General features: G+C 66.6%; 23 protein-coding genes. 4 read left to right on the top strand and 19 right to left on the bottom strand.

Going from position 1 to position 24,393, the window contains the following annotated elements:
• Positions 1-47: 47 nt before the first annotated feature.
• Both IU514_RS07230 and IU514_RS07235 read left to right on the top strand, forming a co-directional pair.
• Positions 48-320, top strand: a complete 273-nt coding sequence (locus IU514_RS07230) for a GIY-YIG nuclease family protein (protein ID WP_194930401.1) — start codon at positions 48-50, stop codon at positions 318-320.
• A gap of 332 nt (positions 321-652) precedes the next feature.
• Entirely contained in the window at positions 653-874 is a 222-nt protein-coding gene (locus IU514_RS07235) for an RNA-binding S4 domain-containing protein (RefSeq protein ID WP_194930402.1), read from the top strand.
• 9 nt (positions 875-883) lie between these two features.
• On the opposite strand, the gene IU514_RS07240 is transcribed toward IU514_RS07235, so the two are convergent.
• The 14 genes from IU514_RS07240 to IU514_RS07305 form a co-directional block, all read right to left on the bottom strand.
• Positions 884-1,585 (bottom strand): potassium channel family protein, encoded by a 702-nt coding sequence (locus IU514_RS07240; RefSeq protein ID WP_194930403.1) that lies wholly within the window; start codon positions 1,583-1,585, stop codon positions 884-886.
• Positions 1,586-1,592: 7 nt separating this feature from the next.
• Positions 1,593-2,666: a calcium/proton exchanger gene (cax, locus tag IU514_RS07245; RefSeq protein WP_194930404.1), complete on the bottom strand. Its 1,074-nt coding sequence runs from the start codon at positions 2,664-2,666 to the stop codon at positions 1,593-1,595.
• Entirely contained in the window at positions 2,663-4,093 is a 1,431-nt protein-coding gene (locus tag IU514_RS07250; RefSeq protein WP_194930405.1) for an efflux transporter outer membrane subunit, read from the bottom strand. Before IU514_RS07250 ends, cax begins: the two co-directional genes overlap by 4 nt.
• A gap of 49 nt (positions 4,094-4,142) precedes the next feature.
• Entirely contained in the window at positions 4,143-5,324 is a 1,182-nt protein-coding gene (locus tag IU514_RS07255; RefSeq protein WP_194930406.1) for an HlyD family secretion protein, read from the bottom strand.
• Positions 5,324-5,869 (bottom strand): DUF3302 domain-containing protein, encoded by a 546-nt coding sequence (locus IU514_RS07260; protein WP_194930407.1) that lies wholly within the window; start codon positions 5,867-5,869, stop codon positions 5,324-5,326. Before IU514_RS07260 ends, IU514_RS07255 begins: the two co-directional genes overlap by 1 nt.
• Positions 5,866-6,960 carry a hypothetical protein gene (locus tag IU514_RS07265; RefSeq protein WP_194930408.1) on the bottom strand — a complete coding sequence of 365 codons (1,095 nt, stop codon included), beginning with the start codon at positions 6,958-6,960 and terminating at the stop codon, positions 5,866-5,868. Before IU514_RS07265 ends, IU514_RS07260 begins: the two co-directional genes overlap by 4 nt.
• Before the next feature lie 248 nt (positions 6,961-7,208).
• Positions 7,209-7,688: an FUSC family protein gene (locus tag IU514_RS07270; protein ID WP_194930409.1), complete on the bottom strand. Its 480-nt coding sequence runs from the start codon at positions 7,686-7,688 to the stop codon at positions 7,209-7,211.
• A 45-nt stretch (positions 7,689-7,733) separates the two neighbouring features.
• Positions 7,734-9,113, bottom strand: coding sequence for an OprD family outer membrane porin (locus IU514_RS07275; protein WP_194930410.1), 1,380 nt, complete (start codon positions 9,111-9,113; stop codon positions 7,734-7,736).
• A 25-nt stretch (positions 9,114-9,138) separates the two neighbouring features.
• Positions 9,139-10,839: an aspartate:alanine exchanger family transporter gene (locus IU514_RS07280; protein WP_194930411.1), complete on the bottom strand. Its 1,701-nt coding sequence runs from the start codon at positions 10,837-10,839 to the stop codon at positions 9,139-9,141.
• Positions 10,840-10,869: 30 nt separating this feature from the next.
• Positions 10,870-13,629: an aminotransferase class I/II-fold pyridoxal phosphate-dependent enzyme gene (locus IU514_RS07285; protein WP_194930412.1), complete on the bottom strand. Its 2,760-nt coding sequence runs from the start codon at positions 13,627-13,629 to the stop codon at positions 10,870-10,872.
• 99 nt (positions 13,630-13,728) lie between these two features.
• Entirely contained in the window at positions 13,729-14,121 is a 393-nt protein-coding gene (locus IU514_RS07290) for a response regulator transcription factor (RefSeq protein WP_228760538.1), read from the bottom strand.
• Between the two features lie 65 nt (positions 14,122-14,186).
• Positions 14,187-14,810 carry a response regulator transcription factor gene (locus tag IU514_RS07295; RefSeq protein ID WP_194930414.1) on the bottom strand — a complete coding sequence of 208 codons (624 nt, stop codon included), beginning with the start codon at positions 14,808-14,810 and terminating at the stop codon, positions 14,187-14,189.
• Positions 14,807-17,011, bottom strand: coding sequence for a PAS domain-containing sensor histidine kinase (locus IU514_RS07300; protein WP_194930415.1), 2,205 nt, complete (start codon positions 17,009-17,011; stop codon positions 14,807-14,809). Before IU514_RS07300 ends, IU514_RS07295 begins: the two co-directional genes overlap by 4 nt.
• Positions 17,012-17,252: 241 nt before the next feature.
• Positions 17,253-18,266: a COG3904 family protein gene (locus IU514_RS07305; protein ID WP_194930416.1), complete on the bottom strand. Its 1,014-nt coding sequence runs from the start codon at positions 18,264-18,266 to the stop codon at positions 17,253-17,255.
• Positions 18,267-18,657: 391 nt separating this feature from the next.
• Here IU514_RS07305 and IU514_RS07310 point away from each other — a divergent pair, with 391 nt between their 5' ends.
• Positions 18,658-19,017 (top strand): DUF1428 domain-containing protein, encoded by a 360-nt coding sequence (locus IU514_RS07310; protein ID WP_194930417.1) that lies wholly within the window; start codon positions 18,658-18,660, stop codon positions 19,015-19,017.
• A gap of 40 nt (positions 19,018-19,057) precedes the next feature.
• Here IU514_RS07310 and IU514_RS07315 read toward each other — a convergent pair whose 3' ends face one another.
• From IU514_RS07315 to IU514_RS07325, 3 genes are all read right to left on the bottom strand, one after another.
• Entirely contained in the window at positions 19,058-19,444 is a 387-nt protein-coding gene (locus IU514_RS07315) for a nuclear transport factor 2 family protein (RefSeq protein ID WP_194930418.1), read from the bottom strand.
• A 158-nt stretch (positions 19,445-19,602) separates the two neighbouring features.
• Entirely contained in the window at positions 19,603-19,905 is a 303-nt protein-coding gene (locus IU514_RS07320; RefSeq protein WP_194930419.1) for a hypothetical protein, read from the bottom strand.
• Positions 19,906-20,067: 162 nt separating this feature from the next.
• Entirely contained in the window at positions 20,068-21,738 is a 1,671-nt protein-coding gene (locus tag IU514_RS07325; protein ID WP_194930420.1) for a PQQ-dependent sugar dehydrogenase, read from the bottom strand.
• A 336-nt stretch (positions 21,739-22,074) separates the two neighbouring features.
• On the opposite strand from IU514_RS07325, the gene IU514_RS07330 reads away from it, so the two are divergent.
• On the top strand, positions 22,075-22,665 hold the full coding sequence (locus tag IU514_RS07330; RefSeq protein ID WP_194930421.1) for a hypothetical protein: 591 nt from the start codon (positions 22,075-22,077) through the stop codon (positions 22,663-22,665).
• A 76-nt stretch (positions 22,666-22,741) separates the two neighbouring features.
• On the opposite strand, the gene IU514_RS07335 is transcribed toward IU514_RS07330, so the two are convergent.
• Together IU514_RS07335 and IU514_RS07340 are read right to left on the bottom strand one after the other, a co-directional pair.
• Positions 22,742-23,728 carry a zinc-dependent alcohol dehydrogenase family protein gene (locus IU514_RS07335; RefSeq protein ID WP_194930422.1) on the bottom strand — a complete coding sequence of 329 codons (987 nt, stop codon included), beginning with the start codon at positions 23,726-23,728 and terminating at the stop codon, positions 22,742-22,744.
• 114 nt (positions 23,729-23,842) lie between these two features.
• Positions 23,843-24,310 (bottom strand): hypothetical protein, encoded by a 468-nt coding sequence (locus tag IU514_RS07340; protein WP_194930423.1) that lies wholly within the window; start codon positions 24,308-24,310, stop codon positions 23,843-23,845.
• Between the last annotated feature and the right edge of the window lie 83 nt (positions 24,311-24,393).

Raw genomic sequence — 24,393 nt, forward strand, 5'->3', positions numbered from 1 at the left:
GTTCGTCGGCTGGACCCGTTCCACCCTGAACGGGCACGATTGCGCCAATGACCGCCTGGTACGTCTACCTGCTCGAATGCCGCGATGGCAGCCTCTACACCGGCATCGCCACCGATGTCGATCGACGTTTCGCGCAGCATCTGGCCGGCAAGGGCGCACGCTACACCCGCTCGCATCCTCCTTCGCGCCTGCTGGCGCGCTTCGCCTACGCCAACCGCTCGGACGCCAGCCGCGCCGAGTACGCGATCAAGCAGCTCAGTCCGGCGCGCAAGCGTGCGCTCTGCGACGGCGACGCCAGCGCCCTACCCGCCTTGGACTAGGGCCTGTTAACGCTATCGGGATAGGCCGCGTTACACCTCAGGGGCCGCCAGGTGGTGTTGCGCGCCGCAGCGGCTTGCTGATTGCAAGCTCAAGGCACGCGGCACCGCATGGCGGCCCCTGGGGTGCAACCCGAAGGGCCGGGCGTGGAGGCGCGCGATGCGGCGTCATCGCTCGGTTGCGTATCGACATACGCGTCTTCGCTCTTTCTGGCCTCGCACGCCTCCACGCCCGGCGCGGCCTGTCCCGATAGCGTTAGCAGGCCCTGACATTGCGCGCGGGCCGCGCGCCTGCGACGCTGTGCGACCCGCTCGCACTTCATCCACCCCTGCTCATGCAACCCATCGATTTCGAACTGGATCGCGAATACGTCGAGCTCAACCAGCTGTTGAAGCTGGTCGGCCTGTGCGACAGCGGCGGCGCTGGCAAGGCCATCGTCGCAAGTGGCGCGGTCACGGTCGACGGCGCGGTCGAACTGCGCAAGACCTGCAAGATCCACGCGGGCCAGGTGGTGCGTGTGGAAGGCGTGGAGATCCGCGTGGTCGGTGTCGCCTGACGCGGACGATCACGGTTCGCCGCGGGCGTCCTGCATCCGCGAGACCAGCCGCAGGCTGACCAGCGACGCGACCAGCACCGCCAGGTACAGCTGGCCGAACACCGCTTCGAATATCGCCAGCCCGCGCGCGATCGCTCCCAGCGGCGAGATGTCGCCGTAACCCAGCGTCGCGAGCGTGACGAAGCTGTAGTAGATGCCGTCGGCCAGCGAGAATTCTCCCATCAGCGGCGAACCGCCGAGCGTGAAAGAGCCCGGCACAAGCCGCTCCAGCGACACATAGGCCACGCCCCAGAACACGCCGGCGAGCAGATAGACGCTCAGCCCCGCACACAGGTGCTCGGTATCGACGCGCTTGGCGCGAAGCGCGTGCGTGAGCGCGCGCCAGCCCGCGATCGTGGCGAGCACGGCCCACAAGAGGAGCCCGATCGAGGACAGGTCGGGCAAGCCGAGCATGGCCGCCACCAGCCGCAACAGCACGGCGGCAGCGACCAGCACGATCAGGAACGTCCAGCGCCGTTCGCCGAACACCGGCATGACCGCGATCAACAGGCTGGCACCGAGGGACCACTCGAGGACGCGATCACCGAACCCCAGGTGGCGCAGCAGCGGCCCGATCGCGATCGTCGCCAGCAGTGAGCACAGCAGCATCGCGTAGCGATGGCGCGCGAACGTCCGGACCAGCGCGCGGAAGCGGTCACGCGCCGCCAACATGGCCGCGTCAACCCGCCGCGTCCGGCACGAAGTAGAAGACCACCGCGAGGATCAGGTACACGGCGAGCAGCTGCACGCCGCGCAGCCAGTGCGAGCGCCCGTCGGAGGTGAGCTGGCCGCAGATCAGCACCGCGAACATGATCGAGAACACCAGACCGGGCCGGAACACCAGGTCCATCGGGTGCGGGCCGACCACGTAGCTCAGCAGCACCAGCAGCGGCGCGACCATCAGCGCCAGCTGCACGCTGGAGCCGAGCGCGATCGACAGCGACAGGTCCATGCGGTCGTGGCGCGCAGCCACGATCGCAGTCGCCTGCTCGGCCGCGCCGCCCAGCACGGCCAGCACGAACACGCCGGCGAACAGGTCGGTCAGGCCCAGCGAGGCCGCTGCAGGTTCCACCGCGGCGACCAGGATCTCGCTCATCCAGACGATGCCCAGCGTCACCGCGCCCAGCACCAGCGCCGCCTTCTTCGGCGCCCACTCCGCCTCGTGACCGTGGCCGTGGCCATCGTCGCCGTGCCCGCCACCCGTGAACAGTTCCTTGTTGGTGACCAGGGTGAAGAGCACATTGGCGGCGTAGGTCGCCAGCAGGATCACGGCGATCCAGTTGCTGATAGGGCCGATGTTCTCGCGAGCGCCCGGTGGCGCGGAGGCGTGGAACGCCGCCGGCAGGATCAGTGCGATCACCCCCAGCGTCAGCATCGTCGCCAGCGACCGCACGGCGGTGGCGTTGTAGAGCTGCTCCTTGCGCCCCAGACCACCAACGAACATGGCCACGCCCGTGACCAGCAGGATGTTGCCGATGATGGTGCCGGCCAGCGAAGCCTTCACCATGTCGTACAGGCCGCCGCGCAGCGCGGCGAAGGCGATGATGAACTCGGCTGCGTTACCGAACGTCGCGTTGAGCAGGCCACCGACACCAGCTCCCAGCCGTGCCGCCAGGCTTCCGGTGGCCCGCGCCATCAGCGCGCACAGCGGGATGATGGCAAGCGCGGCGACGGCAAACGTCAGCAACGGCCTGCCGGGCGCGAAGTGCTCCAGCGCCGCGGCAATGGGCATCAGCAGCAGCAACCATTTCATTTCTGCTCCGATGACGCACCAGCATCAGCGCCGGCCGCATCGGCAGGAGGTGTCACCACGAAGTTTCCGCCCAGCGCCAGATGCAGGTCGACGCGCCGGTCGAGGTGCTCGCGGCGCACCTGCAGCAGTGCGATCTCCGTGGCGAAGCTGGACAGCTGGCTCTGGGTGACGTCGCGCAGGTCGGCCTTGCCGACGCGGTAGGACGTGCGTTCCAGGTCCAGCGCGCGGCGGCTGTCGTCGAGCGCGCCGCGCAGGATGTTTTCGCGCTGGCCGAAGATGTTCTCGGCGTCGAGCGCGTCCTCGACTTCGCCCAATGCGCGCAACGCGAGCCGCCCGTATTCGGCGACGGCCTGCTTCTGCTCGGCGCTGCGCAGTTGGATCTGCGAGTCGATCGCACCACCGAGGTAGATCGGCTGCACTACCTGGGCGCCGGCGCTCTTGGTGGTGTTGCTGCGCTCGGAGGTGACGTCTTCGAGATCGTCGGTGTTCACCCATCCAAAATTGGCGGAAAGCGTCAGGCTGGGCAGACGCGCCGCCTTCGCCGCACGGGTGCGATTGAACGCCGCCGCAACACGGCGCTCGGCGGCGATCAGGTCGGGGCGGCGCTCCAGCGCTTCGAGTGGTACACCCACCGGGATCGGCCCGGGAAACGCCGCCAGGTCCTGACGCGACTGGATCTCCGCAGCGGGATAGCGGCCCAGCAACAATTCCAGCGCGCGCAATGCCTGCCGGTGCGCCAGCTCGACCTGCTGCGCTGCGTCCTGATAACTGGCGGAACTGGCACGCGCCAGCGCGACGTCGGTGCCGGTACCTGCGCCAACTCGCTCCCGCTGTTCGGCGAGCTCCACGAGCTTGGCCGCATTGCGCGCCATTTCATCGCTGAGCTGCTGCTGGCGAGCGGTCGCCGCTGCCAGGAACCACGCGCGCGCGGTGGACGCCGCGATCGACTGCTGGGCGAAGCGGTAATCGGCACCGGCCGCGTCGCGCTCTGCACGGGCGGCGTTGCGCTCGTAGCGCAGGCGGCCCCACAGGTCGAGCTCCCACCAGGCGCGCAGGATCACGCCGCTCAATATCGGGATCAGATCGGAGACCGGCTTGGTGCTGGTCCGTCCGAGGATGCCGATAGCCGGGCGCAACTGCGCCTTCGCGGCCTCGACGGCAGCGTCGGCCTGCTCCACCCTCGCTGCGGCGATCTGAAGGTCCGGGTTGTTGGCGATGGCTTCGGCAACCAGAGCATCGAGCTGCGGATCGCCGAAGGTGGTGACCCAGCCATCGCCGATGCTGCCGGCGCGGGCAGCCGGGTTCACTTTCCATTGTGCCGGTACGTCGACCTGCGGCAGAGCCTGCGCCCGGATCTCCTCACCCGAGGGCGGATCCAGCGTCGCACAGCCGGCAAGCAGCACCAGCGCGGCGGCGCATGTCGCCACCGCTAGCTGGGAACCACCCGGTTTTCTCCGCATGCGCGCCATGTCGGCCTCAGTGCAGCTTCAGGACGAGCCAGTCGAGCTTGGTGCTCACCCGCACGAACACCTTGCGCACGATGTGGATCAGCTTGATGTGTTCGGTATAGATGGCGCCCTGTCCCTGCGCACCCATCGCCAGGAAGATGTCCTTGTCCTCGCCGGTCGGCCGCAGGCGCACGGCATAGCGTCCCTCTGGAATCGGCGTGGTGCCTGTATTGGGCACGAATCCGCCGATCGGCAATTGTCCGGTGCCGGACCCCCACACGATTGAATCCACCTTGGCTTTGATGATCCGGTTCGGATAGGTGCGCATGAAGATCTCGGCATCGTTGCCCGCCTCCACGTAGCGCAGCTCGTTCTGCCCGTACAGCGCGATGACCCACTGTTCCTTCTCGATGAAGCTCATCACCGGCGCCAGCGGTAGCGGCACTGCATACGAACCCTCGCGCAACTGCAGGTTGACGATGGTGCCGTCCGCCGGCGCGTAGACGGTGGTCTGCTCCAGGTTCCAGCGTGCCTCGGCCAGTTGCGCCTGCACGTTCGCTAGGTCGGCGCGAGCCTGCGCAATCTCGGACAGCTCGCCCTTGTCGGTCAGCGCCGACAGCTTCTGTCGCACCTGCCCAGCCGTCGCGGTCGCGGCGGCCAGGTCGGCGGTCAGGCTGTCGAGGTCGGCCTGCGCCTGCTCCTTGTCGTACTTGGAGCCGGCGCCGGTGCTGGCAAGCTCGCTCGTCTGCGCCCTGCGCTTGCGCGCCAGTTCGAGCTTGGCGGCCAGGGCACTGCGCTGCGAGGTCGCGGTGCGCAACTGCTCGTTGAGCTCGCGCTGATAGGCGCTCGCGCTCGCGACCTTGGCGCTCAGCCCGGGAACCTGCGCCTCCAGCGCCAGCATCTGCTGCTTGTACGGCGTGGGATCGATCCGGAACAGAACGTCGCCCTTCTTCACCGGGCGGTTGGCCTCCACCGGCACTTCGATCACGCGGCCGGAGACGCGCGGCACGATCTGCACCGTGTAGTTGAGCACGCGCACGTCGTGCGACGACGGTGCGACGATGTTCATCAGCAGGATCAGGATCGTCAGGAAGATGATCGGGATCGTCACCACGATGACCTGGCTGGTGATGTTCCAGGGCAGCCATTTCTTCTTGAAGAAGACGAACCAGACGATGCCCGAATAGATGAGTAGCAGCAGGATTTCCATCAGACGTCGCCTCCCTTCGGGGGTTCGCGCGAGGCCGCGAGCTGTGCTTCCAACGCCGCGACCTTCTGGCGCAGCTGCATGACCTCCATGCTCTCGGCCAGGCTGCTCCTCGGCGCTTCGGGTGCCTTGGATGCTGCGGGATGCGCGGCTGCAGGCTCGGCGGGCGCCGCTGCTGCGTCATCGCCATGCCCATGCGTGTCGTCGACATCGGTGCCGTAGGCCATCTTGTGCAAGACCGGCTTGGTGTATGCCCACAGCCACGCCAGCGGCCACAGCAGGCCGCCGAAGAACAGCGACAGCAGGCACAGCGTCTGGATCGCCTTGACCTGCGGATGGCGGCGCTTCTCGGCGATCTTCTCCGGCAGGATGTGCACCAGCCAGAACACCGTGATGCCGATGATCGGCGCGATGATCAGCGCGACCCACGAGATCACGTTGGCCAGCCCGTCCTCCAGCTCGGGCGGCAGCAGCGATGCGTGCGCGGGCAATGCGGCCAGCGACAGTGCCCCAAGCGCGCACGCCCGCAATGGAGTAATCCTCGTCATAGCAGCACCTTCATCAGGCGTTCGGCGACATCGCGCGCCGAATAGATCGTGAATGCGAGCGGCAGGAACGGAACGGCAGCGGCGCCGGCCGCGGTGATGACCGTGCGCAGGCCCATCGGCGCGGGCCGCATGCCCTCGACGTTCTGGTATCCGCCGCCGATGTCGGCGAGGGCGGAAATGTCGGGACTACCGACAAAGGGCTCGTCCGGCGGTGCCTGCCCCTCCAGCCACTTGGCCTCGAACTCGCGCACGCAACGGGCGCCGAGCCCGCCGTAGTGATAGATACCCGCACGCCGCTGTTCGAGCAGCTTCGGGATCATCGTGCACAACGGCAGCAGCACCGCGATGGTCAGGGCCACGACCAGGATCGCGATGTCGACCTTGAAGGCGAGCACGGTGGTGCCCTCGACCTGCGCGCGCCGTGCAATCAGGCCGGATGCGGCCACGGCCTGCGCGAACAACACCGGCGCGAAAGCCGGCACGCCGTCCTCGAGGAAGCCAAGTCCGCACGTGCGGTCCGGATGCGAAGGCAATAGCCGCAGGGGCAATTTCGACACCTGCCAAAGCAGGCGCGCCCAGATGAACAAACGGAAGTAGAGGCGCAGGATGAGGAACTGGAAGATCGGCGCACTGACGTGGACCAGCCATTGCCCGGCGCCGGTCAGGTGCGCGCGTCCGCCGCCGGCATCGACGATCCAGGTCTCGACCGGAACGATCGAGCGATTCCAGATCCAGGCCAGCGAGACGAATGCGAAGGCGAACAGGACCAGCTCGATCAGGATCGAATCGCGCAACCGCAACGCCGATGCGACGAGGTCGTCAAAGCGTGCCTCCTGATCGGTGGTCACGATGCCGCGCCGCTTGAACTCCTGGACCGCTTCGCCGAGTCGGTTGTGCAGGACCACTTCGGCCACCAGCACCAGCGGCAAGGCGAGCAGGAACTTGGCGTGTATCGACGGGTCGCGCAGGAACGGCAACGTCGTGGTGCCGAAGGCGCGCCCTTCCGCCAGCGAGAACGCGAGCAGCGGCAGCCATGTGAGCGCCGTGAAGACCACGATGCGACGGGGCAGCAGCCGAACCGGTCTGGCCATGAGGCGCAACCGCAACAACAGGCGGTACAGCGGCCCGCCCGAAACCAGCGAAAAGTCTGCGCCCGTCTCAGCCACGGGGCACCTTCGCGGAAGCCGCTCGCGGCGCGAGGCCCGTTCTGCGTTGGACGTGCTGGGCCATGCGGCCTCCCCCCGAGATTCCCACCTTGAGTTGAAACGGGATCGGCGCGCCGGACCCGGCCACCCGTTCAGCCTTGTGCGAGGGGCCTCACACCATGGCGGCGGCACGCTCAGGGAGTCGGTTCTTTGTCCTCGACCAGCTTCGGCACCAGGCTCACCAGCATGGCCGCACCGATCCCGAGCAGGGTTTCGACCATGCGGACCACCGCATAGGCCCACGGCTGTTCGCCGTGATCGAGCAGCACGATGCCGCAGATGTAACCGGCCACCTTGGCGGCGTGCCGCATCCGCAGCAGCTGGCTGAGCAGCATGGCCGCCGCGACCCCGAACGCGACCGTCCAGAGCCCCGAAGGCAACAGGGCGTTCATCGAAGCCCCGATCCCCGTGCCCATGACGGTCGCCACCAGGCGAGGCCAGCCGAGCCGGCGCGTCTGCAGCGGCGACAGGTCGGTGACCAGCACCGCCGAGATCATCGCGTAGATCGGATACGGCAAACGCAGCAGATCGGCCACCACGACGGCCAGCCCCGCCGCAATCGCCGCCCGCAGCGAGAGCTGCAGGTCGGCGAGCTTGAGGGCCCCGGAAAACATCGATGCCCGGTTGCCGGAAGATGAGTCCTGCGCGCGCCTTCGCGATCACAACGACGGCGGATCGTAGTAGACCATGATGCGCAGGTCATCCAGATCGGTGTCGGCAGGATCAGACTGCTCCACGTGCGCGTAACGCAAGCGAAGCATCAAACCCTTCAGCACCCCCTCGCCGATCGTCCACTGCCAGTTGAAGTCGTACTCGTCCTTGGCGAACTGCCCCGGCGCTTCCGGCGTCGAGCCGTCGACGTAGAGACCGTAGATGCTCATGCCCTTGACGGTCTGGAAGTTGTAGGCCGCGCGCAGCAGCCATGCATCCTCGCCATCGCGGTTGAAATCCTCGACCTGCACGCTGGTGTAGCCCGGATAGCCGCTCCACGGGTTCTGCATGTTGGTGTCGCCGCTGGCGGCAGTGTAGCCGGCGGTCAGCAACGCACCTCTCCAGCCCAGTTCGGCCTTGGCGCCCCACTGCCGCGCCTCGAAATCGTCGCCGCGTAGCAGGTTGTCGCCGGTCGCCTGCTGGTCGGAATACTGCAGCGCGAAATTGAGCTTGGTCTTCTCGCCCAGCGGAACCCCGTACTTCGCCTCGGTGTAGAAGATGTTGATGATGTCGTTGCTGTAGTAGTCGACGGCACCGAACGAGAAATCACCCATCTTGTAGTTGCCACCGAGGGCATACACGCCGCGTTCGACCGTGGCGCCGGCATCGCGCGACATCGATACGAAATCATCCGAATTACGTTCCTTGATTTCATCGAAGTAGCCGCCGCCCCAGCGCCATTCCGGCCGGCCTTCATCGCCACCGTGCAAGCCCTGCACGGTGGCGGCCTGGAAGGTGTTCGGCGTCATGCGGCTGTCGTTGCGGTTGATGTACGGCGTGTCGATCGCGCGCCGCCCGAGGCTGAGCCGTATGTCCTCGGTGACCAGGAACTCGCCGTAGAGCTCGCCCAGCACGGCGTAGGCTTCCTGTCCCGGCTTGAGCAGCAGCGTGCCGTCCTTGTCGTCCGGCGCATACAGCGGCGCCGAGCCATAGCCGGTCGCGCCGAACGCGAACCGCTCACGGAAGTAGCCGGTCTTGAAGCCCACCGAACCGCCCAGCGCCCAGGCGGTGCTGTCGGTGTCGTCGTACTTCTCGCGGTCCAGATAGTAGCTGCGGACCTGCACGTCCCACTTGGTGTCTTCCAGTGCCTTGCGCCGCGTTTCCCGCACCCATTCCTGATGTGTCTTCAGGCCGAAGCTTTCGTCCAGCGGTGTCTGGCCCTGCTCAGTCGATGTCGGTTCCTCCTCCGTCGACTCGTCGCCGGGCGGCACCGATTGCTGCGCCATGGCATTGGATGCCCACATGCCCAGGACCAGGGCAGCCGCTGCCGACAGCGGGTGAAGGCGTTGCCAGCAGGGCCGGCCAAGTGGTTTCGTGAAAGTACTCATGGAACCTCCGCGTTCTCAGCCCCGGTTACTGCGACAACACCATCGCGAAGTAACCGAATACGGTGTAAAGCACGCCGGACACGGCGTAGCCCACCGGGAATCCCACCCACGGCACGCTGCTGTCGATCTCCTTGGCGGCTTCACGTGCAGGACCCGAGTGCGACCGTGATCCGGCGACGCCGCCCATCAGCACCGCCGGATTGATCTTGAAGACGTGGTAGCCGATCGCCCAGGTAATGAACGGCGGGATCGTGCTGGCGACGAAGCCGGCGAGGAAGATCTTCACAGCGATCGCACCGGTGAGCTGCTCCAGCAGCGTCGCGCCGGCGTTGATGCCGACGATCGCGATGAAGGTGACCAGGCCCAGGTCTTCGAGGATGTTGCGCGCCGCATTCGGCGTGCTGCCGAAGAAGCGCAGGCGCGACACGACCGACGACACCAGGATGCCCGACAGCAGCAGGCCACCGGCGTTGCCCAGGCCGACGGAGAAGCTGCCGACCGGCACGTTGATCTTGCCGATCAGCAGGCCGATCACCATGCCGGCGGACAGCGTCAGTAGGTCGGTGGACGTGCTCGGACGGGCGACTTTGCCCATCAGCGCCGCCACCTTGTTGACTGCGCTCTTGAGCCCGGTCAGGTACAGCACATCGAAACGCTTCAGCTCGATGTCTGCGCCGAGCGGAATCGGTTCGCCCGAACGTTCGACGCGCGTGACCTGCAACTGCCCGGCAAAGTCTTCGCCACCGAACGCCTTCAGCGGCTTGCCTTCGAGGGCCTTCTCAGTGACGAGAACCTCAGCCTGGTCGAGCGGGATGTTCAGGGCCTTCGCGTCCGGCACCTCGGCACCGATCAGACCCAGGTTGCTGGTCAGGTCCTCGAGCCGGCCGCCGAGTGCAACGACGTCGCCCTTCTGCATGACCAGGTCGGACCCGGCACCGAGATGCTCGTCGCCGCGCAGCACATTGACGATGCGGTACTGCGGATACGTCTTGCGGAACTGCGCGATGCTCTGGCCCGAGACCGCCGAATTTTCGAGCCGGTAGGCACGCAGGCCACCGCCGCGATAGCCGGTCAGGCCGCTGTCGTCGACGTTCTTCACGCCGTGCGCGGCTTCGTATTCCTTCGCCGCCTTGCGCGCGTCGACGCCCCACCAGCGCGGCAGGTACTTGCACACCAGGATGATGCCGACCGTGCCCCAGATGTAGGTCACGCCGTAACCGAGCGCGATCATGCCCGAGACCGCTTCAGCCGTAGAGCCGGCCGGCAGTTTGTAGGCGCCCTGCTCCACCGCCATCTCCGCCGTGCCGATCGCCGCCGACATGGTCTGCGAACCCGCCAGCACGCCACCTGCCGCTCCGGGCGGAAGCGCAAGGATGCGGCACATGAACACCACCAGGAACAGACCCAGCACCGCGCAGATCACGGCGAGGATCGTGAAGGTGATGCCGTCCTTCTTCAGGCTGTTGAAGAACGCCGGGCCCACGCGCAACCCGACGCCGTACATGAAGAGGTAATAGAAGAGTGACTTGGCGAAGTTGTCGAGCTGCAGCTTCACCCCGTAGGTCGACGCCCACGTAGCAAGGGCTGCGCCGACCACCACCGCGGCCGCCACCATGCCCAGGCCGTAGCCCTTGACCGAGAACTTGCCTACCAGCACCGCCATACCGACGGTGAAGAACAGGAGGATGTACGGATTGTCTGCAAGGAACTGGAAAAAGGCTTGCATGGCGGCTGTCTCCGGCAGCGGGGTGCGGGATTACTGATCCGACGTGGCCTTGCGACCGGCCAGGACCGAAGGCTTGATCAGCTTCAGTCCCTGCGCGGCGTGGTAGCCGTGGATTTCCTTCACGTCGAGCTTGCGCATGAACGTGATCGTGTCTTCGGTGATCACCTGCCCCGGCACCATGATCGGGAAGCCGGGCGGATACGGGATGACGAAGTTGGCCGACACCATCTCCGGCCCATCCTTGAGCCGCTTGTCGATCTCCTCGCTCGCCAGCCTGACGAACTCGCAGTTCGATTCGTCGTAAGCCATGAAGAACGCCGGCCGCATGTGGCCTTCATTGCTGGCGGCCTTGCTGTTCTCGCGGAACGCTTCGTGGAAACAGCTGAAGTTCGGCAGGTCCGGAACGTCGGTCATCAGCGACTTGGCGCGCGCGGCCAAGGCATCGCGGGCACGCGGGCCGTCCTGCGCCAGCCGCTCCTCGATCTCGCGCGACAGGTCGGCCAGCGCCTTGATCAGCAGCGCGGCGTCGCTGTGGGTGTTGTTGATGTTGGTCTGGACCAGCACGCTGTTGCGCGAGGTCTTGTTGATCTGGATGTCGAAGCGTTCGGCCAGCAGCCCCTTGAACTGGGTGCCGTCGAATCCGGCCGCTCCGCAGATCAGCGTCAGCCGGGTCGGATCGAGCGCGAACTCGTCCTCGTCCCAGGAGCGGACGATCTCCACCCAGCTCGCGTGCGGTTCGCCATAGTCCTTGATGCCTGAGCTGCGGAACTCGGCCGGGATCATTTCCTCTGGGGACGCCACGCGGAAATACTTCGAGATCAGTGGATGGCCGTTGATGGCGTGGCGCAGCCGCACCGCCAGGTCGGTCATGCGCATCGTCAGCGAGTAGCCCTCCAGTTCCATCTGCCGGCGCGCGAGGTCGAGCGAGGCGATCAGCTGCAGGTTGGGCGAGGTCGAGGTATGCGCGAAGAACGCTTCCTCGAACGGGCCTTCGACGTGATGGAAGTCGTCGTCCCACACCAGCATCATCGAGCCCTGACGGAACGCCGACATCGACTTGTGCGTCGAGTTGGTCTGGTAGACGCGGATGCGGACCTTGTCGGGATCGGGCAGGCGCTTCGCATCCACCGCGCCGGGATCCTTCGGGTCGATCGGCTTCTGCGCGGCCGCCCAGGCCTCGTATTCCTTGCGATACGCAGCGCTGCGATAGCGCCGGCTGAGCGCATCGGCGGCGCCCATCGCGGTGCGGCGCCGGTGCAGCGGACTGAAGCGGGCGAATCCGAACCAGGCCTCGTCCCACAGGAAGATCAGGTCGGGCTTGATCGCCAGGCACTCTTCCATCACCCGGCGCGGGTTGTACATGTGGCCGTCGAAGGTGCAGTTGGTCATGTCGATGACCTTGACCCGATCCAGCGTGCCTTCGGCCATGCAGTTCAGCAGCGCCTGCTTGATCGTGCGCAGCGGCACCGCGCCGTACATCGAGTACTCGGTCAACGGGAACGCTTCGACGTAATACGGCTGCGCGCCGCTCAGCACGAAACCGTAGTGGTGCGATTTGTGGCAGTTGCGGTCGACGATGACGATGTCGCCGGGCTTGCACACCGCCTGCACGACGATCTTGTTGGACGTCGAAGTGCCGTTGGTGCCGAGATACGCCCGCTTGGCGCCGAATGCCCGCGCGACCGCCTCCTGCGCACGCTTGATGGTGCCGGTCGGCTCCAGCAGGGAGTCGAGGCCGCCGGTGGTGGCGGAGGACTCGGCGAACAGGATGTTGGTGCCGTAGAACTGTCCCATGTCGCGGATCCAGTTGGACGGGAACACCGACTTGCCGCGTGCGATCGGCAGCGCATGGAAGGTGCCGATCGGCCGCTGCGCATACTTCTTCAGGTTGTCGAAGTAAGGCGTTTCGTAGCGGTCCTTGATGCCGTCGAGGATCGCCAGGTGCAGCTCCATCGGCTCCTCGATGTGGTGGAACACGCGTCGGAGCGGTGCGGCCTCGTCGCTGCCCGCCAGCAGTTCGGGACTGCGGTCGGTGAGCATGTAGAGGTCCAGTTCCGGACGCAGCTTGTGGAGTGCATCGGCCAGCCGCGTCGACAGTGCCCCCGGCTTGACCGAGTCTTCCTCGGGTGTGAAGAACCGCGACAGGAACTCCTTGAGGTCGGGCAGCGCATGCGGCGAGGCATAGCCGAAGCCGTCGATCAGCACCACGGCCTGCAGGTCGCCGTTGACCATCGCCGCCAGTGCGGCATCCTCGAAACTGCCGACGTGCACCACCTCGTACTGGAACGCGTCATCGACGCGTCGCATGCGCACGATTTCGTCGCGAGACCGTGTCCACTCCGCAGGCGCGGACGGTGTCACCACGAGCACTTCAAAGTACGGCCTGCGGGCCATCGGCCCGCCGAGATCGGGCGGAAGGACGTCGAGCGCGCGGCCTTCGACTTCGGCGGCGGCCTCCCAGATCTGCTCGTCGCGACGGAAATCGCCCGACAGCAACGCACCGGAGACGCGCTGGACGAGCCGCGTGAAGGTGGCGGGTTCCTGGTGCTCCAACGCATCGGTCATCGCGCCCAGCAGGCGGCGTCCCGGATACGCCCAGCAATGTTCGATCCTGAGCACGTCGGCCATCAGCCGCGCGCATTCAGTCCGCCGCGCCCGTCCCTTCTCGTCGCTGTCCGCCAACGCCCAGGAGGCCGCGGCCGCGTGCAACTGACGCCAGTGATCGTTCCGGGCCGAGGAGGCGGCCAGGACGGTGGACAACCGGTTCTGCTCTTCTTTGGGACGATTCATGACGTGCTCCTGGTGTTTCCGGAATCGCCAACGGCGCGCCCGCTCATCACCAGCGGTGATGGGCGATGCGCTCGTGGCGTGGCGATGGTGGCCTTGGGTCTACTGGTTGGCGTTCGCTCCCGCACCGCCAATGGCGGATGCAATCGCGCTGATCAGGACGTCTTCGTCGACGGGCTTGCACAGGTAAGAGCGGGCGCCGTTCTCCAGTGCGCGTACACGCGAGCCCGGCGTGTCGTGCCCGGTCAGCACGACGACGGGAATGTCGATCCGGCTCGCGAACAGCGCGTCCTGCACGTCGAAGCCGGTCATGTCCGGCATGTGCAGGTCCAGCACCAGGCAATCCTGTTCGCTTGCCGAGGCATGCTTCATGAACTCGCTTCCCGACGCATATACCTGCACCTGGAATCCTGCCGCTCGCAGAAGCCGTTGCAGGGCCCGTCTCACATCAGCCTCATCGTCGACCACGGCTATCACTGGCGGCTGTTGTGGCATCGCAGCACGCTAGGTCCGGGGGCAGTGCGCCACAATTGGCCCTAGGGCCTATGCAGGCGCTGTCCTCAGCGGGTGTCGTGCAAAAGGCCGGCTCGCTCCGCCAGACGAACCAGCTCGGCCACCGAGCGCACGTGCAACTTGTGCATGACCCGTGAGCGATGGACCTTGACCGTCTTCTCGGCCACGCCGAGATCGCCGGCGATCTGCTTGTTCATGCGGCCTGCCAGCAGATGCGTCATCACTTCCTTCTCACGCGCGGTCAACTGGGCCACGAGGTTGTCGAGACCTTCACGTTCACCGGCCCGTTCGCGATGAACCCGGTCCAGATCCAGCCCCTTCTCCACCGCTGCCATCAATGCGGCGGCGTCCACGGGCTTGGTCAGGAAGTCCACCGCACCATCCTTCATTGCCCTGACGCTGCTGGGGATGTCGCCGCTTCCGGTCAGGAACACCACCGGAATGGGCGCACCTTTTTCGGCGAGGCAACGTTGAAACTCCAGCCCGTTCATGTCCGGCATGGCGATGTCGAGCACGAGACATCCCGGCGCTTCGGCGTCGTAGGCACGCAGGAAGTCCTCAGGCGACAGGCTGGTCCTGGCCTGGATGCCGCACGACGCGAACAGCCGCCCGAGCGCCTTCAGGACCTCGGGGTCGTCATCGACGATATAGACGACGGGCTCTTCGTTCATGCCCGTCCTCCAAGCGGAATGTCGAAGCCCACCGTGGCGCCGCGTTCGTCATTGGCGGCCCAGATGCGGCCGCCGTGCGCCTCGACGATGGTCTTGCAGACGGCCAGGCCGAGACCCATGCCCTCTTTCTTGGTAGTGACAAAGGGATCGAACATCCTGCCGATCAACTCGTCCGGAATCCCGGGACCGCGGTCCCGGACGCTGGTGCGCACACAGCCTTCGTGCACTCCGGTGCGGAATGACAGCTCGCGTTCGCCGTTGGAGCCCGCCATCGCATCGCAGGCATTCATGATCAGGTTGAGGATCACCTGCTGCAGCTGGATGCGGTCACCCACCACCTTCGGCAGGTCCTGCGTCAGCGACAACCTGACGTCGACGCCCCGGTTCAGCAGGTCGCTGCGCATCAGCCGCAACACGTCGCTGACGGCCTCGTTGATATCCGTTTCCTTGAACTCGGCCTCTTCCTTGCGCAACAGGGAGCGCAGCCGCCGGATGACCTCGCCGGCACGGCGGTCGTTGTCGATGATGTCGGCCAGGATCTCGCGGATCTCCGCCAGATCAACGGGATCGCGCTGGAGGAAGCGTTGCGCCGCCTGCGCGTTGCTGATGATCGCGGCCAGCGGCTGGTTCAGCTCGTGCGCCAGCGAGCCGGACAACTCGCCCAGCATGGTCACCCTGGACAGGTGCGCCAGTTCGTCGCGCTGCTGCGCGGCCTCGCGCTCCATGCGCTTGCGCTCGCTGAGGTCGGTGATGGTGGCCAGTACGAACAGGCCGGCACGGGTGCGGATCGGGCTGAGGCCCACCTCGATCGGAAAGGAGCTGCCATCGGATCGCAGCCCCCGCAGGTCGCGCCCGGAGCCCATCGAGCGCGCTTCCGGATGCGAGTGGAAGGCGCGGCGATGGTCGGGATGCTGTGCGCGGTGCTCGTGCGGCATCAGCTCCTCCACGCTGCGGCCGACCAGTTCGCCGCGCACGTAGCCGAACATGGATTCGGCGCGGGCATTCACCAGCGCGATCGCCCCTGACTCCTCCGCCAGCACGATCGCGTTGGGAGACGCCTCCACCAGCAGTGCGAAACGCTCTTCGGCGCTGTGCCGTTCGGTGATGTCCTGGGCGACGCCGCGCATGCGCACGGGTTGATCCTCCGGGTCGAACTCGACCTTTCCGCGCAACTGCATCCAGCGCATGGAGTTTCCGGACACGTCCACACGACACTCACGTTCGCCATAACCGGTTTCAAGCGCATGGCCCAGCATGCCGGCCACCGCGTCCCGATCCAGCGGGTCAACGCGCTCCAGCAGGTCCTGACGACGCAGAACCGGCTGGTCGCCGAGTCCCAGCAGGCGACGAGCCTGTCGCGAAGCCAGGAGCCGGTCACCAATGACATCCCACTCCCACAGCCCGAAACCCGCGGCACCGGCCGCCAGGTCCAGGTTCCTCTGGCTCTCCGCGACACGCGTCTCGGCCGTCGACAGGCGCTGTGCCAGCTGGTTCGACCGGATCAGATTGGTGCCGAGCTCATAGCTCATCGCCGCGATCACGAAGACGAAACTCGGACTGCCGAGGAGGGGAAGCCGGGCAGCGTTCATCGTCATCAGAAACGCCGAGGCCACCATGATCGCGATGAAGAGCAGCCAGCCGCCGCAGACGAGGTAAGCGCTCCTGCGCAGGTGGCCGTCGTACAGTCGCCGCGCCTGTAGCAGGGCATCGACCAGGAAGACCACCAGCAACACGTTGCTCAACTGCGCCAGGATCACCCAGGGATTCGAAGTGCCGATGGGGTACGTGATCGTTTCACCGCCCCACCACACGACGTGGCCGACGGCCTGCACGTCGTCGAAGTTGAGGTTTTCGCCGGTGGTGAAGTTCAGCAGCAGGGCCAGCATGCGCAGGCTGATGGCGCAGATCGCCAGCTTCACGTTGCCCAGGTGCAGGTAGCGGCGGACGAACCAGATCAGCGAGACGACCAGGCCGGCGATCGGTACATGCATCCAGCGGATCAGCCTGGCGAGCTCGTCCGGCGACCTGGCGTGCAGGGCCTGCATCTCCACGATGGTCAGTAGCGCGACGGAGATCGCCGCGAGCGCGAACGCCAGGTGCTCCCAGCCCCTGCTCTGGCGCAGCCAGAACAGCATGTGGATCAGCCCCAGCGTCAGGCTGGCCGACGCCAGCATGGGCCACGCGATGCTCACCCAGCTCATCGAACCCGTCCGCTCCCGTTCCCGGGGCACATCGGCTCGTGGAACGCATGGCGCAGCGATCCAACGGCCCGGTGTCCGCCGCACGTTTATCGAAACGTTCTTGCCCCGCCGCGCAGGCCAAGCCCTGGCAAATGGCATGCCAGAAGGGCGTCCCGCCAGGCACGGAACGGCACTATCGGTCGCCTCCGTGCCTGCTGGCCCGCCGCACCGACAACGGCGGTCGCCTGTCTACACTGCCTGGCTACTGATAGTCAGCCATTGGCCCTTCGGCGACGCACTTGGCGTCCGGGAAGCCGAATCGCGTCTGCAGGGACAGGCCGCACTCCTTGACCTCCTCCAGCGCGCGGTCCTCGACCTTGCACTCGCTGTCGAATGCGGAGGCGAAGGCGTCCATGCGGGCCGGGAAGTCTTCGCCGCACTTGCGGGCGAGGCGGATGCGCTCGAGGTCGTCCTGCGCGGCGTTGGGACCGTCCAGGCCGAACTCGTGCAATTCGTCGACGGTGAGGATGCGCAGCTGGCGGTTCGGCACGATCATCATCAGATCGGCGACGGCCACCGAAGCGCCGTTGCGCTCCAGGTAATCCTTCATCGAATCATGCACGTCGCGCAGCTCGCTGCTCAGTTCGGCGCGGGTGCTGGCCTTGGAGCCGATCCGCACCATGCGATGGATGCCGACCTTGCCGGAGATCAGCCGGTCGTCGCCGGATGCCAGGATCAGCACGCATGCGCTGTGGCACACCGCATCCTCGCGCACCCAGATCGTCCAGCCTGAATTGGCGATGGCGTCGCCGGCACGGATCGCGTCTTCGACACGGCCGCCGGAGGAATCGATGTCGAGAATGCGGCGCTTGATCTCCATCCGGTCGGCCATCGCGGAGACGCGCTCGACCAGCGAGGTGAAGTCGGACGCGACCTTGCCGCGGTAGCGCAGGCGGATCGTGCCCTGTTCACGGCACGGCGTCAGCGCATCGACGACGTTGAAGAACTCCAGCGAGCGCAGCGGCGTGCCATCGCCCTTCTCGATGTCGTGCTCGCAGCTGATCCAGGCATCACCGGAGGTGACATCCGCCACCGGCCAGTTGGTGCCATCCAGCACGTCCGCGGGCGTGGGCTTTACTTCCTCCACTGGCCGCGCGCTGACCGCGCCGCTGGGCTCCATGGTCGTGGTGGTGACGCTGTTCGCGGTCTGCGTTTCCACTTTCCTGCCGCAGGCCGAAAGGCCCGCGATGCACACCGCCACGAGGATCCAACGCATCACCATGTTCAGCACCACACAGACGGGAGTTCGGGGCCATGCGCCCGACAGCCAGTGTAGGCGGCCTCGCGCCGCGCGAGGCCAACATCGCATGAACATGACGTTCCGCATCTGGAACCTGACCACGCCTGCCCACTGGCTGGCCCGTAATCCCGGCGTCGGTCATCGCCATGCGCGAAGCCGCCCTGTTGCTGTCAACGGCAGCGCGGCCCTAACTCGGACGCAACCGGAATGATGTCGATCGGAGGCACCCCCGATCGTCGCAGTCATGCAGCCGGATGCTTCAAGCACCGTGCCTTCACTCCGGTTGCGTTGCGATTCGCACATCGCCCGGTGGCATCAACGCCCTGCTCCGCCTGAAACGTCAGGCCCAACCGTCACGGAGAGTCACATGAGTTATGTCGATGGATATGTTCTGCCGGTTCCGAAGAAGAACCTGGCCGCTTACCGCCGGATGGCCCGCAAGGCTGGCCAGGTCTGGCGCGAGCACGGTGCGCTGGAATACCGCGAATGCGTCGCCGACGATGTCCAGCCGGGCAAGTCGACGTCCTTTCCGCAGGCGGTGAAGCTGAAGCCGGACGAGACGGTGATCTTCGCCTGGATCGTCTACAAGTCGCGCGCGCAGCGCGACAGGGTCAACAAGAAGGCGATGGCCGATCCGCGCCTGGCATCGATGGCCGATCCGAAGTCGCTGCCGTTCGACGGCAAGCGCATGTTCTGGGGCGGATTCAAGTTGATGGTCGACCTCTGATCGACCATAGGCCGGTGGCCGTTCGCAGGCCCCTGCCGGATCATTCAGGGATGCGCGAGGAGTGCGACGCCACCATGACCCAGTGGCCGTCGCGCTGGACCCACACGCGCGTGAACCGGAACCGCCCCTGCCACGGCTGGCCGTTGCTGACGGCCGATTGCACGCTGGTGCCGGTGACCACCGCCGTGTCGCCGTAGCGGCGCAGGCGCACGTCCTCGTTGCCGATGGCCTGGTTGCGGCGGCTGCGCGTGGACAGCTCTTCCAGGTACTCGGCCCTGGCCTGCACCTTGCCGTCGGAATGCGTCAGCAGCCAGTCGTCGGCCAGCAGGCGATCAAGCCCTGCGACGTCCGCGCTCAGCCTCAACGTGTTCCAGCTGGCATCGGTGGCCAGCAGTTCGTCCTCCGCGGCCCAGGATGAGCGAGGCATGGCGAGGACAAGACAGACGAGCAGGACGGACAGGAGTCGCACACGGCCTCCGGGCCAATGGGAGTTGTCGGAATGGCCGTGACGGCGCGCGGCCACGCGGTAGCGGCGGCGTATCGTGAGTAGGCGCCGCGGCGCCCGGCAGTGCCGAAGGTCCTTCCCTACCCGGCCAGGCGCATCGCCCAGCGCCGCACCAGCCTGCCCAGCGTGTCCTGCGCGCGCGCCATCGCCTGCAGGTCGTGGAAGGGTTCGGTGGCGTTCAATGCGCTTCTGGCCGCCGCGATCGCGTCCATGACCACGGGCGTGCCGTCGGGGCCGAGCATGTCGCTCAGCGTGCGCCGGTGCGCCTCGAGCCGGCGCTCGAAGTCGTAGTCCAGGCCGCGTCCGGCCCGGCGCGACACCTGGCGAAGGGAAGCATTGAAGCGGGCGAGTTCGGTGTGCAGCTGGTCGGGGGTGTAATGCATGGCTTCAGTTTTCGGCGCGGCGGTCGCATGGGTTGAGACGCAGCGAGCGGCGCGACTCGGCCGCCTCCGGGGGCCGGGCGGCATCTCCTGCCTGTCCAACGGTGGCCGGGTGCTTACCCGGCCGCGGCTTCGATGTGCGGACGTCGTCCGCGCGTCACCTGATTAGCGGCGCCAATCCTCGCGGCGGCCGCCGCGCTGGGTGCGGCCGGCGCGCGGCGTTGCGGCGCTTTGCACCCGCGTCGCTGCGGAGGCGGCTGCCGTGGCAGTCCCGACCGGTGTCGGTTCGATGACGAAGATCTCTCCGTCCAGGTCGACGATGTAGAGGTTCAGCGACTGGTCCTGGCCGAAGGACACGATGTTGTTGTACGCCCCCGCGCCCGGTGCGAAGTCCGCGTTGCGCTGAATGAAATCGGTGGCTTCGAGCGTGGTTCCGAGCGAGACACGCGTGATCGGGAACGACCAGATGTTGGGCGTCACGAAGTCGGCGAAGATGTAGTGCCCGCGCAGCGCCTCCACCGGCCCGCGATAGACATAGCCGCCGATCACCGTGTTGCCTTGCGTCGGGCCAGACCCGTGCCGGTACTGCGCCACCGGCGGTTCCAGGCCGGCGGTCGACCCGCCGCGGAACGGAACCGTGCCCTCCAGGATCGGCCAGCCGAAATTGAGCCCGGCGAACTCGGAGGGAATGACGTCGATCTCCTCGACCGCGTTCTGGCCGACATCGCCGATCCACAATGCGGAGGTCTGGGCATCGAAGCCGGCTCGGAACGGATTGCGCAGGCCGTACGCCCAGACTTCGGGCGCTCCGCCTCCTCCGGCGAAGGGGTTGGTCACGGGAATGCGGTAATCGCGATCGGGGTCGGCGGGAAATGCATCGGCTGAAGGATCGATCCGCAGGATCTTGCCCAGCAAGGTGTTGCGGTTCTGGCCGTTGTTGTCCGGATCGCCTGCGCCGCCGCCGTCGCCCACTCCGATGTACAGCATGCCGTCGCCGAAATTGAAGGCGATCCAGCCGCCGTTGTGGTTGCTGCGAGGATGCGGGATGCGCAGGATCGCATCCGCTGTCGCGGGATCGGCGCGATCGCGGCTGCCGGCGAGGGTCTGGTAGCGGCGCAGCTCGATCGTTCCATCGGGCACGGTCAGGTACACGTAGAACCGTCCGCTGCTGGTGAAGTCCGGTGCCGGCGCGAAACCAAGCAGTCCACGCTCGCCATCGGTGGATATCTGTCCGGTGACGTCGAGGAACGGTGTCGGCGCGACCGCTCCGGTCGCGGGGTTCATGATCAGGATGCGGCCTGTCAGTTCGACCACGAACACCCGGCCCGTGTTGTCTGGCACTGCCGTCAGGAACACCGGCTGGTTGAGGCCGGCGGCGACGCGCCTTACGCGGAAAGCGGCATTCGGGCGGTCGGTCACGGTGACCGAAAGGTTCTGCGTCGCGGTGGCACGGCCGTCACTGACTGTCACCGGCACGATGTAGACGTTGTCGCGGTTGGAATCGATCGGCACCTCGAAATCCGGCGGACTGGCGAACGACAGCGCGCCGGCGGAGGTCAGCCGGAACACCGTCCCGTCCGAACCCTGGCCTATCGAGAAGGTCAGCATGTCGCCATCCGGATCGCTACCGGTGACGGTATGGAACACGCCCGCGGTTTCTTCCGGGACCGACACGTTCGCCGTGGAGGTGAAGGTCGGTGGACGGTTCGCCGGTGTCGGCGTCGGCATCCCGTTGCCGCCATTGCCTCCGCCGCCCCCGCATGCGGTCAGGACCAGCAACGCCGCCAGGTTCAAGGCAGCCCACGAACACCGTGCGATCTGCGCCCTCGTCGCCATGGGACGACTCCTTCCGGACCTGGCTTCCGCCCCGCGCTCCGGGGCTCGCGCAGGCTGGCAGCGCGGGTGCGGTGGCCGCGTGAAGGCTGTGCCGCAGGCGGCAGCGCTGGCTGACGTGCTGCGTCCACATCGCCAGCCCAAGAACGGAGTGTTAAGCCTGGCGGGGTTCGCATTCCGCCCACCGTTCTCTTTGATGCCGCGCTACTTCAACCGATCGCGATTGGCATCGGCGTGCATGTCGTTGTGGCATGCGCCGCGTTTACTCGCAGTGAGTTCCGTTGCTATGTTCACCGGCGCCCGCATCGGGACGCGGGTTCAATCAACCAGGGGGAGTTCATGTCGATCCGTTCCATGCTGGCCACGGCCGGCCTGTTGTTGCTGCTGGCTTCACCCATTGCGATGGCGAAGGATGAGATCCGCGCCTCGAGCGAAACCAACCAGGCACCGAGTGAGACGTTCAACGCTTTCGACCGGTTCGAACTGGCACCGCTGGAAGTGTCGCCCGAATACGCGAGCCACGAAGCCAACCAGCGTGCCAAGGGCATCCTGCAGGGGCATCTCCTGAGCGGCTTGGGCGTATGGGCGAACGACCGCAACTTGCAGACGGCGAAGCATGATCCGGTGCGGACGCTGCGCATCGAACCGAAGATCGAGAAGATCCGCTTCGTCACCGGCGCGGGCCGCATCTGGGGCGGCGCGTTCGCTGGCAGCTCGCAGGTACTGCTGACGCTGCGCATCGTCGACAAGGCCAGTGGCCAGGTACTGGCGCAGCCCGAGTTCTACCAGCATGCCCGTGGCATGGCGGCAGCCTGGACCGGAGGCGGCGCCGATTACGCGATGCTCGAGCGCGTGGCCAACCTGGCCAACCAGTACATCGGCGGCAATTACGAAACCGCCACCGGCGGCAAGACCGGCTGGGCTCCCTGACGTAATCCTCGCCAACGATGTCGCACGCGGGGCGGGTCACTCCGCCCCGTCGTTCTTTGCAGGTGGCGAAGCGACGTCATGCGTTTGGCGTAATTACGATCTTGCCCGATCGCTTGCCGGACGCCGCTTCCGCAACGGCCTCCCGGATGGCGTCGATTCCATAGGTGGCCTGGATCTGCGCACGAAGCCGGCCGGAAGCGATCATGCCGGACAGCTCACGGAACAAGTCGGCGCGCATCTTCGGGTCGGCACTCTTGTACCAGCGCGACAGCCAGAAACCGCGTAGACGGATGTCGCGGAAGATCAGCGAGGCCGGGGAAACCAGACAGGCTTCGCCGCCCATCGCGCCGTAATTGACCACGGTGCCGCCGGGCGCCAGCGACTGCGCCAGGCGTTCGGTGGCCATCCCTCCCACGGCGTCGATGGCCAGCGCGATGGTGGCGCCGCCGGTGGCTTCGCGCACGCGTGCCACCAGGTCGTCGCCATCGACCAGCACCACATCGCCGCCCGCCTCCGCCACGGCCGCTCGCGCATCGTCGCGGCGCACGACATTGACGGTGCGCAGTCCGCGCGCTTTCGCCAGCTGCACGACGTAGCCGCCGACGGCGGAGTTGGCAGCGTTCTGCACGACCCAGTCGCCCGGCTGCAGGTCCGCGAAGTCGCTCAACAGCAATCGCGCCGTCGGCGGATTGACCGTCAGCATGCTCAGTTGCAAGTGGTCGGCGCCGTCGGGCAACGGCACCAGCGCTTTTGCATCGGCCAGCATGTGCGTCGTCCAAGTGCCGCTGCCCACCGGCAACAGCACGCATTGGCCGGGCTTCAGGCCGGCGACGCCAGGCCCCAGTTCGGCGACGCGTCCGACGCCTTCGTTGCCACCGACCGCGGGCAGCGGTGGCAGTGAACCGTACTGACCGGTCAGCGTGAGGACGTCGGAAGGATTGATCGGTGCGGCCGTCACCTCGACCAGCACCTGCCCTTCCGCGGGCGGCGGCAGGGTGAACTCGACGGCTTCGATGACGTCCTGCGGGACCGGGCCGCGATGCGTGTAACGGGCGTGTTTCATGGGAAGACCCCGGTCAATGGCGAAAGCAGCACCTTATGGCCGATCACGTCGGGATCGCATGACGGCATGCATTGCCCCTGCGGTCGCGGCGCGGCGCGTCGCGCTGTCGGGAACTCAATCGATGCGGTAGACGCGCGCCTTCGGCATGTCTTCGTCCACCTGCAGGAACCAGCGGCCCGCGACGCCCGGTACGACCACGACCTCGGGCGACTCCAGTGGCTGGCGCAGCTGCATGTTGCCCTTGAGCACCTTCCATTGCTGGCCGTTCTCCAGCTCGAACACGGTCCCGGGCTCCCATCCGCTTACCGGGCCCTTCAGCCGGCTGCGGATGGGCGCGGAACTCAAGCCTCCGGACGATGCGGCGACGGTTTCGTTCTCATCGCGAGCAGGCTCGACCTTGCCGCGCGCTCCCTCGGCCTCGCGCAGCATACGGTTGAGGCGTTGCAGCTGATCGGGCGTGAGGCCGACTTCGCGCAGTTGCTCGGCCGTCAGGCGCTGCTCGATGTCGACATAAGGCTCCTGCGCGAGCGCGGCCATCGACAGCAGCGCCAAGGCGAGGCCAGCGGCCGCTTTTCCGATCATGCCTGCTCCCTGTTTCGGCTGCCCGTTCGGGCACGTATGACGATGGTGCGCCCGATCCATTTCGGATTCACGACAGCGCCTGC

The organism is Lysobacter niastensis, assembly GCF_015453285.1.
Taxonomy (GTDB): domain Bacteria; phylum Pseudomonadota; class Gammaproteobacteria; order Xanthomonadales; family Xanthomonadaceae; genus Lysobacter_J; species Lysobacter_J niastensis.

Coding starts and splice junctions, on each gene's coding strand:
- IU514_RS07230 (WP_194930401.1), top strand. CDS start 48: ATGACCGCCTGGTACGTCTACCTGCTCGAATGCCGCGATGGCAGCCTC.
- IU514_RS07235 (WP_194930402.1), top strand. CDS start 653: ATGCAACCCATCGATTTCGAACTGGATCGCGAATACGTCGAGCTCAAC.
- IU514_RS07240 (WP_194930403.1), bottom strand. CDS start 1,585: ATGTTGGCGGCGCGTGACCGCTTCCGCGCGCTGGTCCGGACGTTCGCG.
- cax (WP_194930404.1), bottom strand. CDS start 2,666: ATGAAATGGTTGCTGCTGCTGATGCCCATTGCCGCGGCGCTGGAGCAC.
- IU514_RS07255 (WP_194930406.1), bottom strand. CDS start 5,324: ATGGAAATCCTGCTGCTACTCATCTATTCGGGCATCGTCTGGTTCGTC.
- IU514_RS07260 (WP_194930407.1), bottom strand. CDS start 5,869: ATGACGAGGATTACTCCATTGCGGGCGTGCGCGCTTGGGGCACTGTCG.
- IU514_RS07265 (WP_194930408.1), bottom strand. CDS start 6,960: ATGGCCAGACCGGTTCGGCTGCTGCCCCGTCGCATCGTGGTCTTCACG.
- IU514_RS07270 (WP_194930409.1), bottom strand. CDS start 7,688: ATGTTTTCCGGGGCCCTCAAGCTCGCCGACCTGCAGCTCTCGCTGCGG.
- IU514_RS07275 (WP_194930410.1), bottom strand. CDS start 9,113: ATGAGTACTTTCACGAAACCACTTGGCCGGCCCTGCTGGCAACGCCTT.
- IU514_RS07280 (WP_194930411.1), bottom strand. CDS start 10,839: ATGCAAGCCTTTTTCCAGTTCCTTGCAGACAATCCGTACATCCTCCTG.
- IU514_RS07285 (WP_194930412.1), bottom strand. CDS start 13,629: ATGAATCGTCCCAAAGAAGAGCAGAACCGGTTGTCCACCGTCCTGGCC.
- IU514_RS07290 (WP_228760538.1), bottom strand. CDS start 14,121: ATGCCACAACAGCCGCCAGTGATAGCCGTGGTCGACGATGAGGCTGAT.
- IU514_RS07295 (WP_194930414.1), bottom strand. CDS start 14,810: ATGAACGAAGAGCCCGTCGTCTATATCGTCGATGACGACCCCGAGGTC.
- IU514_RS07300 (WP_194930415.1), bottom strand. CDS start 17,011: ATGAGCTGGGTGAGCATCGCGTGGCCCATGCTGGCGTCGGCCAGCCTG.
- IU514_RS07305 (WP_194930416.1), bottom strand. CDS start 18,266: ATGCGTTGGATCCTCGTGGCGGTGTGCATCGCGGGCCTTTCGGCCTGC.
- IU514_RS07310 (WP_194930417.1), top strand. CDS start 18,658: ATGAGTTATGTCGATGGATATGTTCTGCCGGTTCCGAAGAAGAACCTG.
- IU514_RS07315 (WP_194930418.1), bottom strand. CDS start 19,444: ATGCCTCGCTCATCCTGGGCCGCGGAGGACGAACTGCTGGCCACCGAT.
- IU514_RS07320 (WP_194930419.1), bottom strand. CDS start 19,905: ATGCATTACACCCCCGACCAGCTGCACACCGAACTCGCCCGCTTCAAT.
- IU514_RS07325 (WP_194930420.1), bottom strand. CDS start 21,738: ATGGCGACGAGGGCGCAGATCGCACGGTGTTCGTGGGCTGCCTTGAAC.
- IU514_RS07330 (WP_194930421.1), top strand. CDS start 22,075: ATGTCGATCCGTTCCATGCTGGCCACGGCCGGCCTGTTGTTGCTGCTG.
- IU514_RS07335 (WP_194930422.1), bottom strand. CDS start 23,728: ATGAAACACGCCCGTTACACGCATCGCGGCCCGGTCCCGCAGGACGTC.
- IU514_RS07340 (WP_194930423.1), bottom strand. CDS start 24,310: ATGATCGGAAAAGCGGCCGCTGGCCTCGCCTTGGCGCTGCTGTCGATG.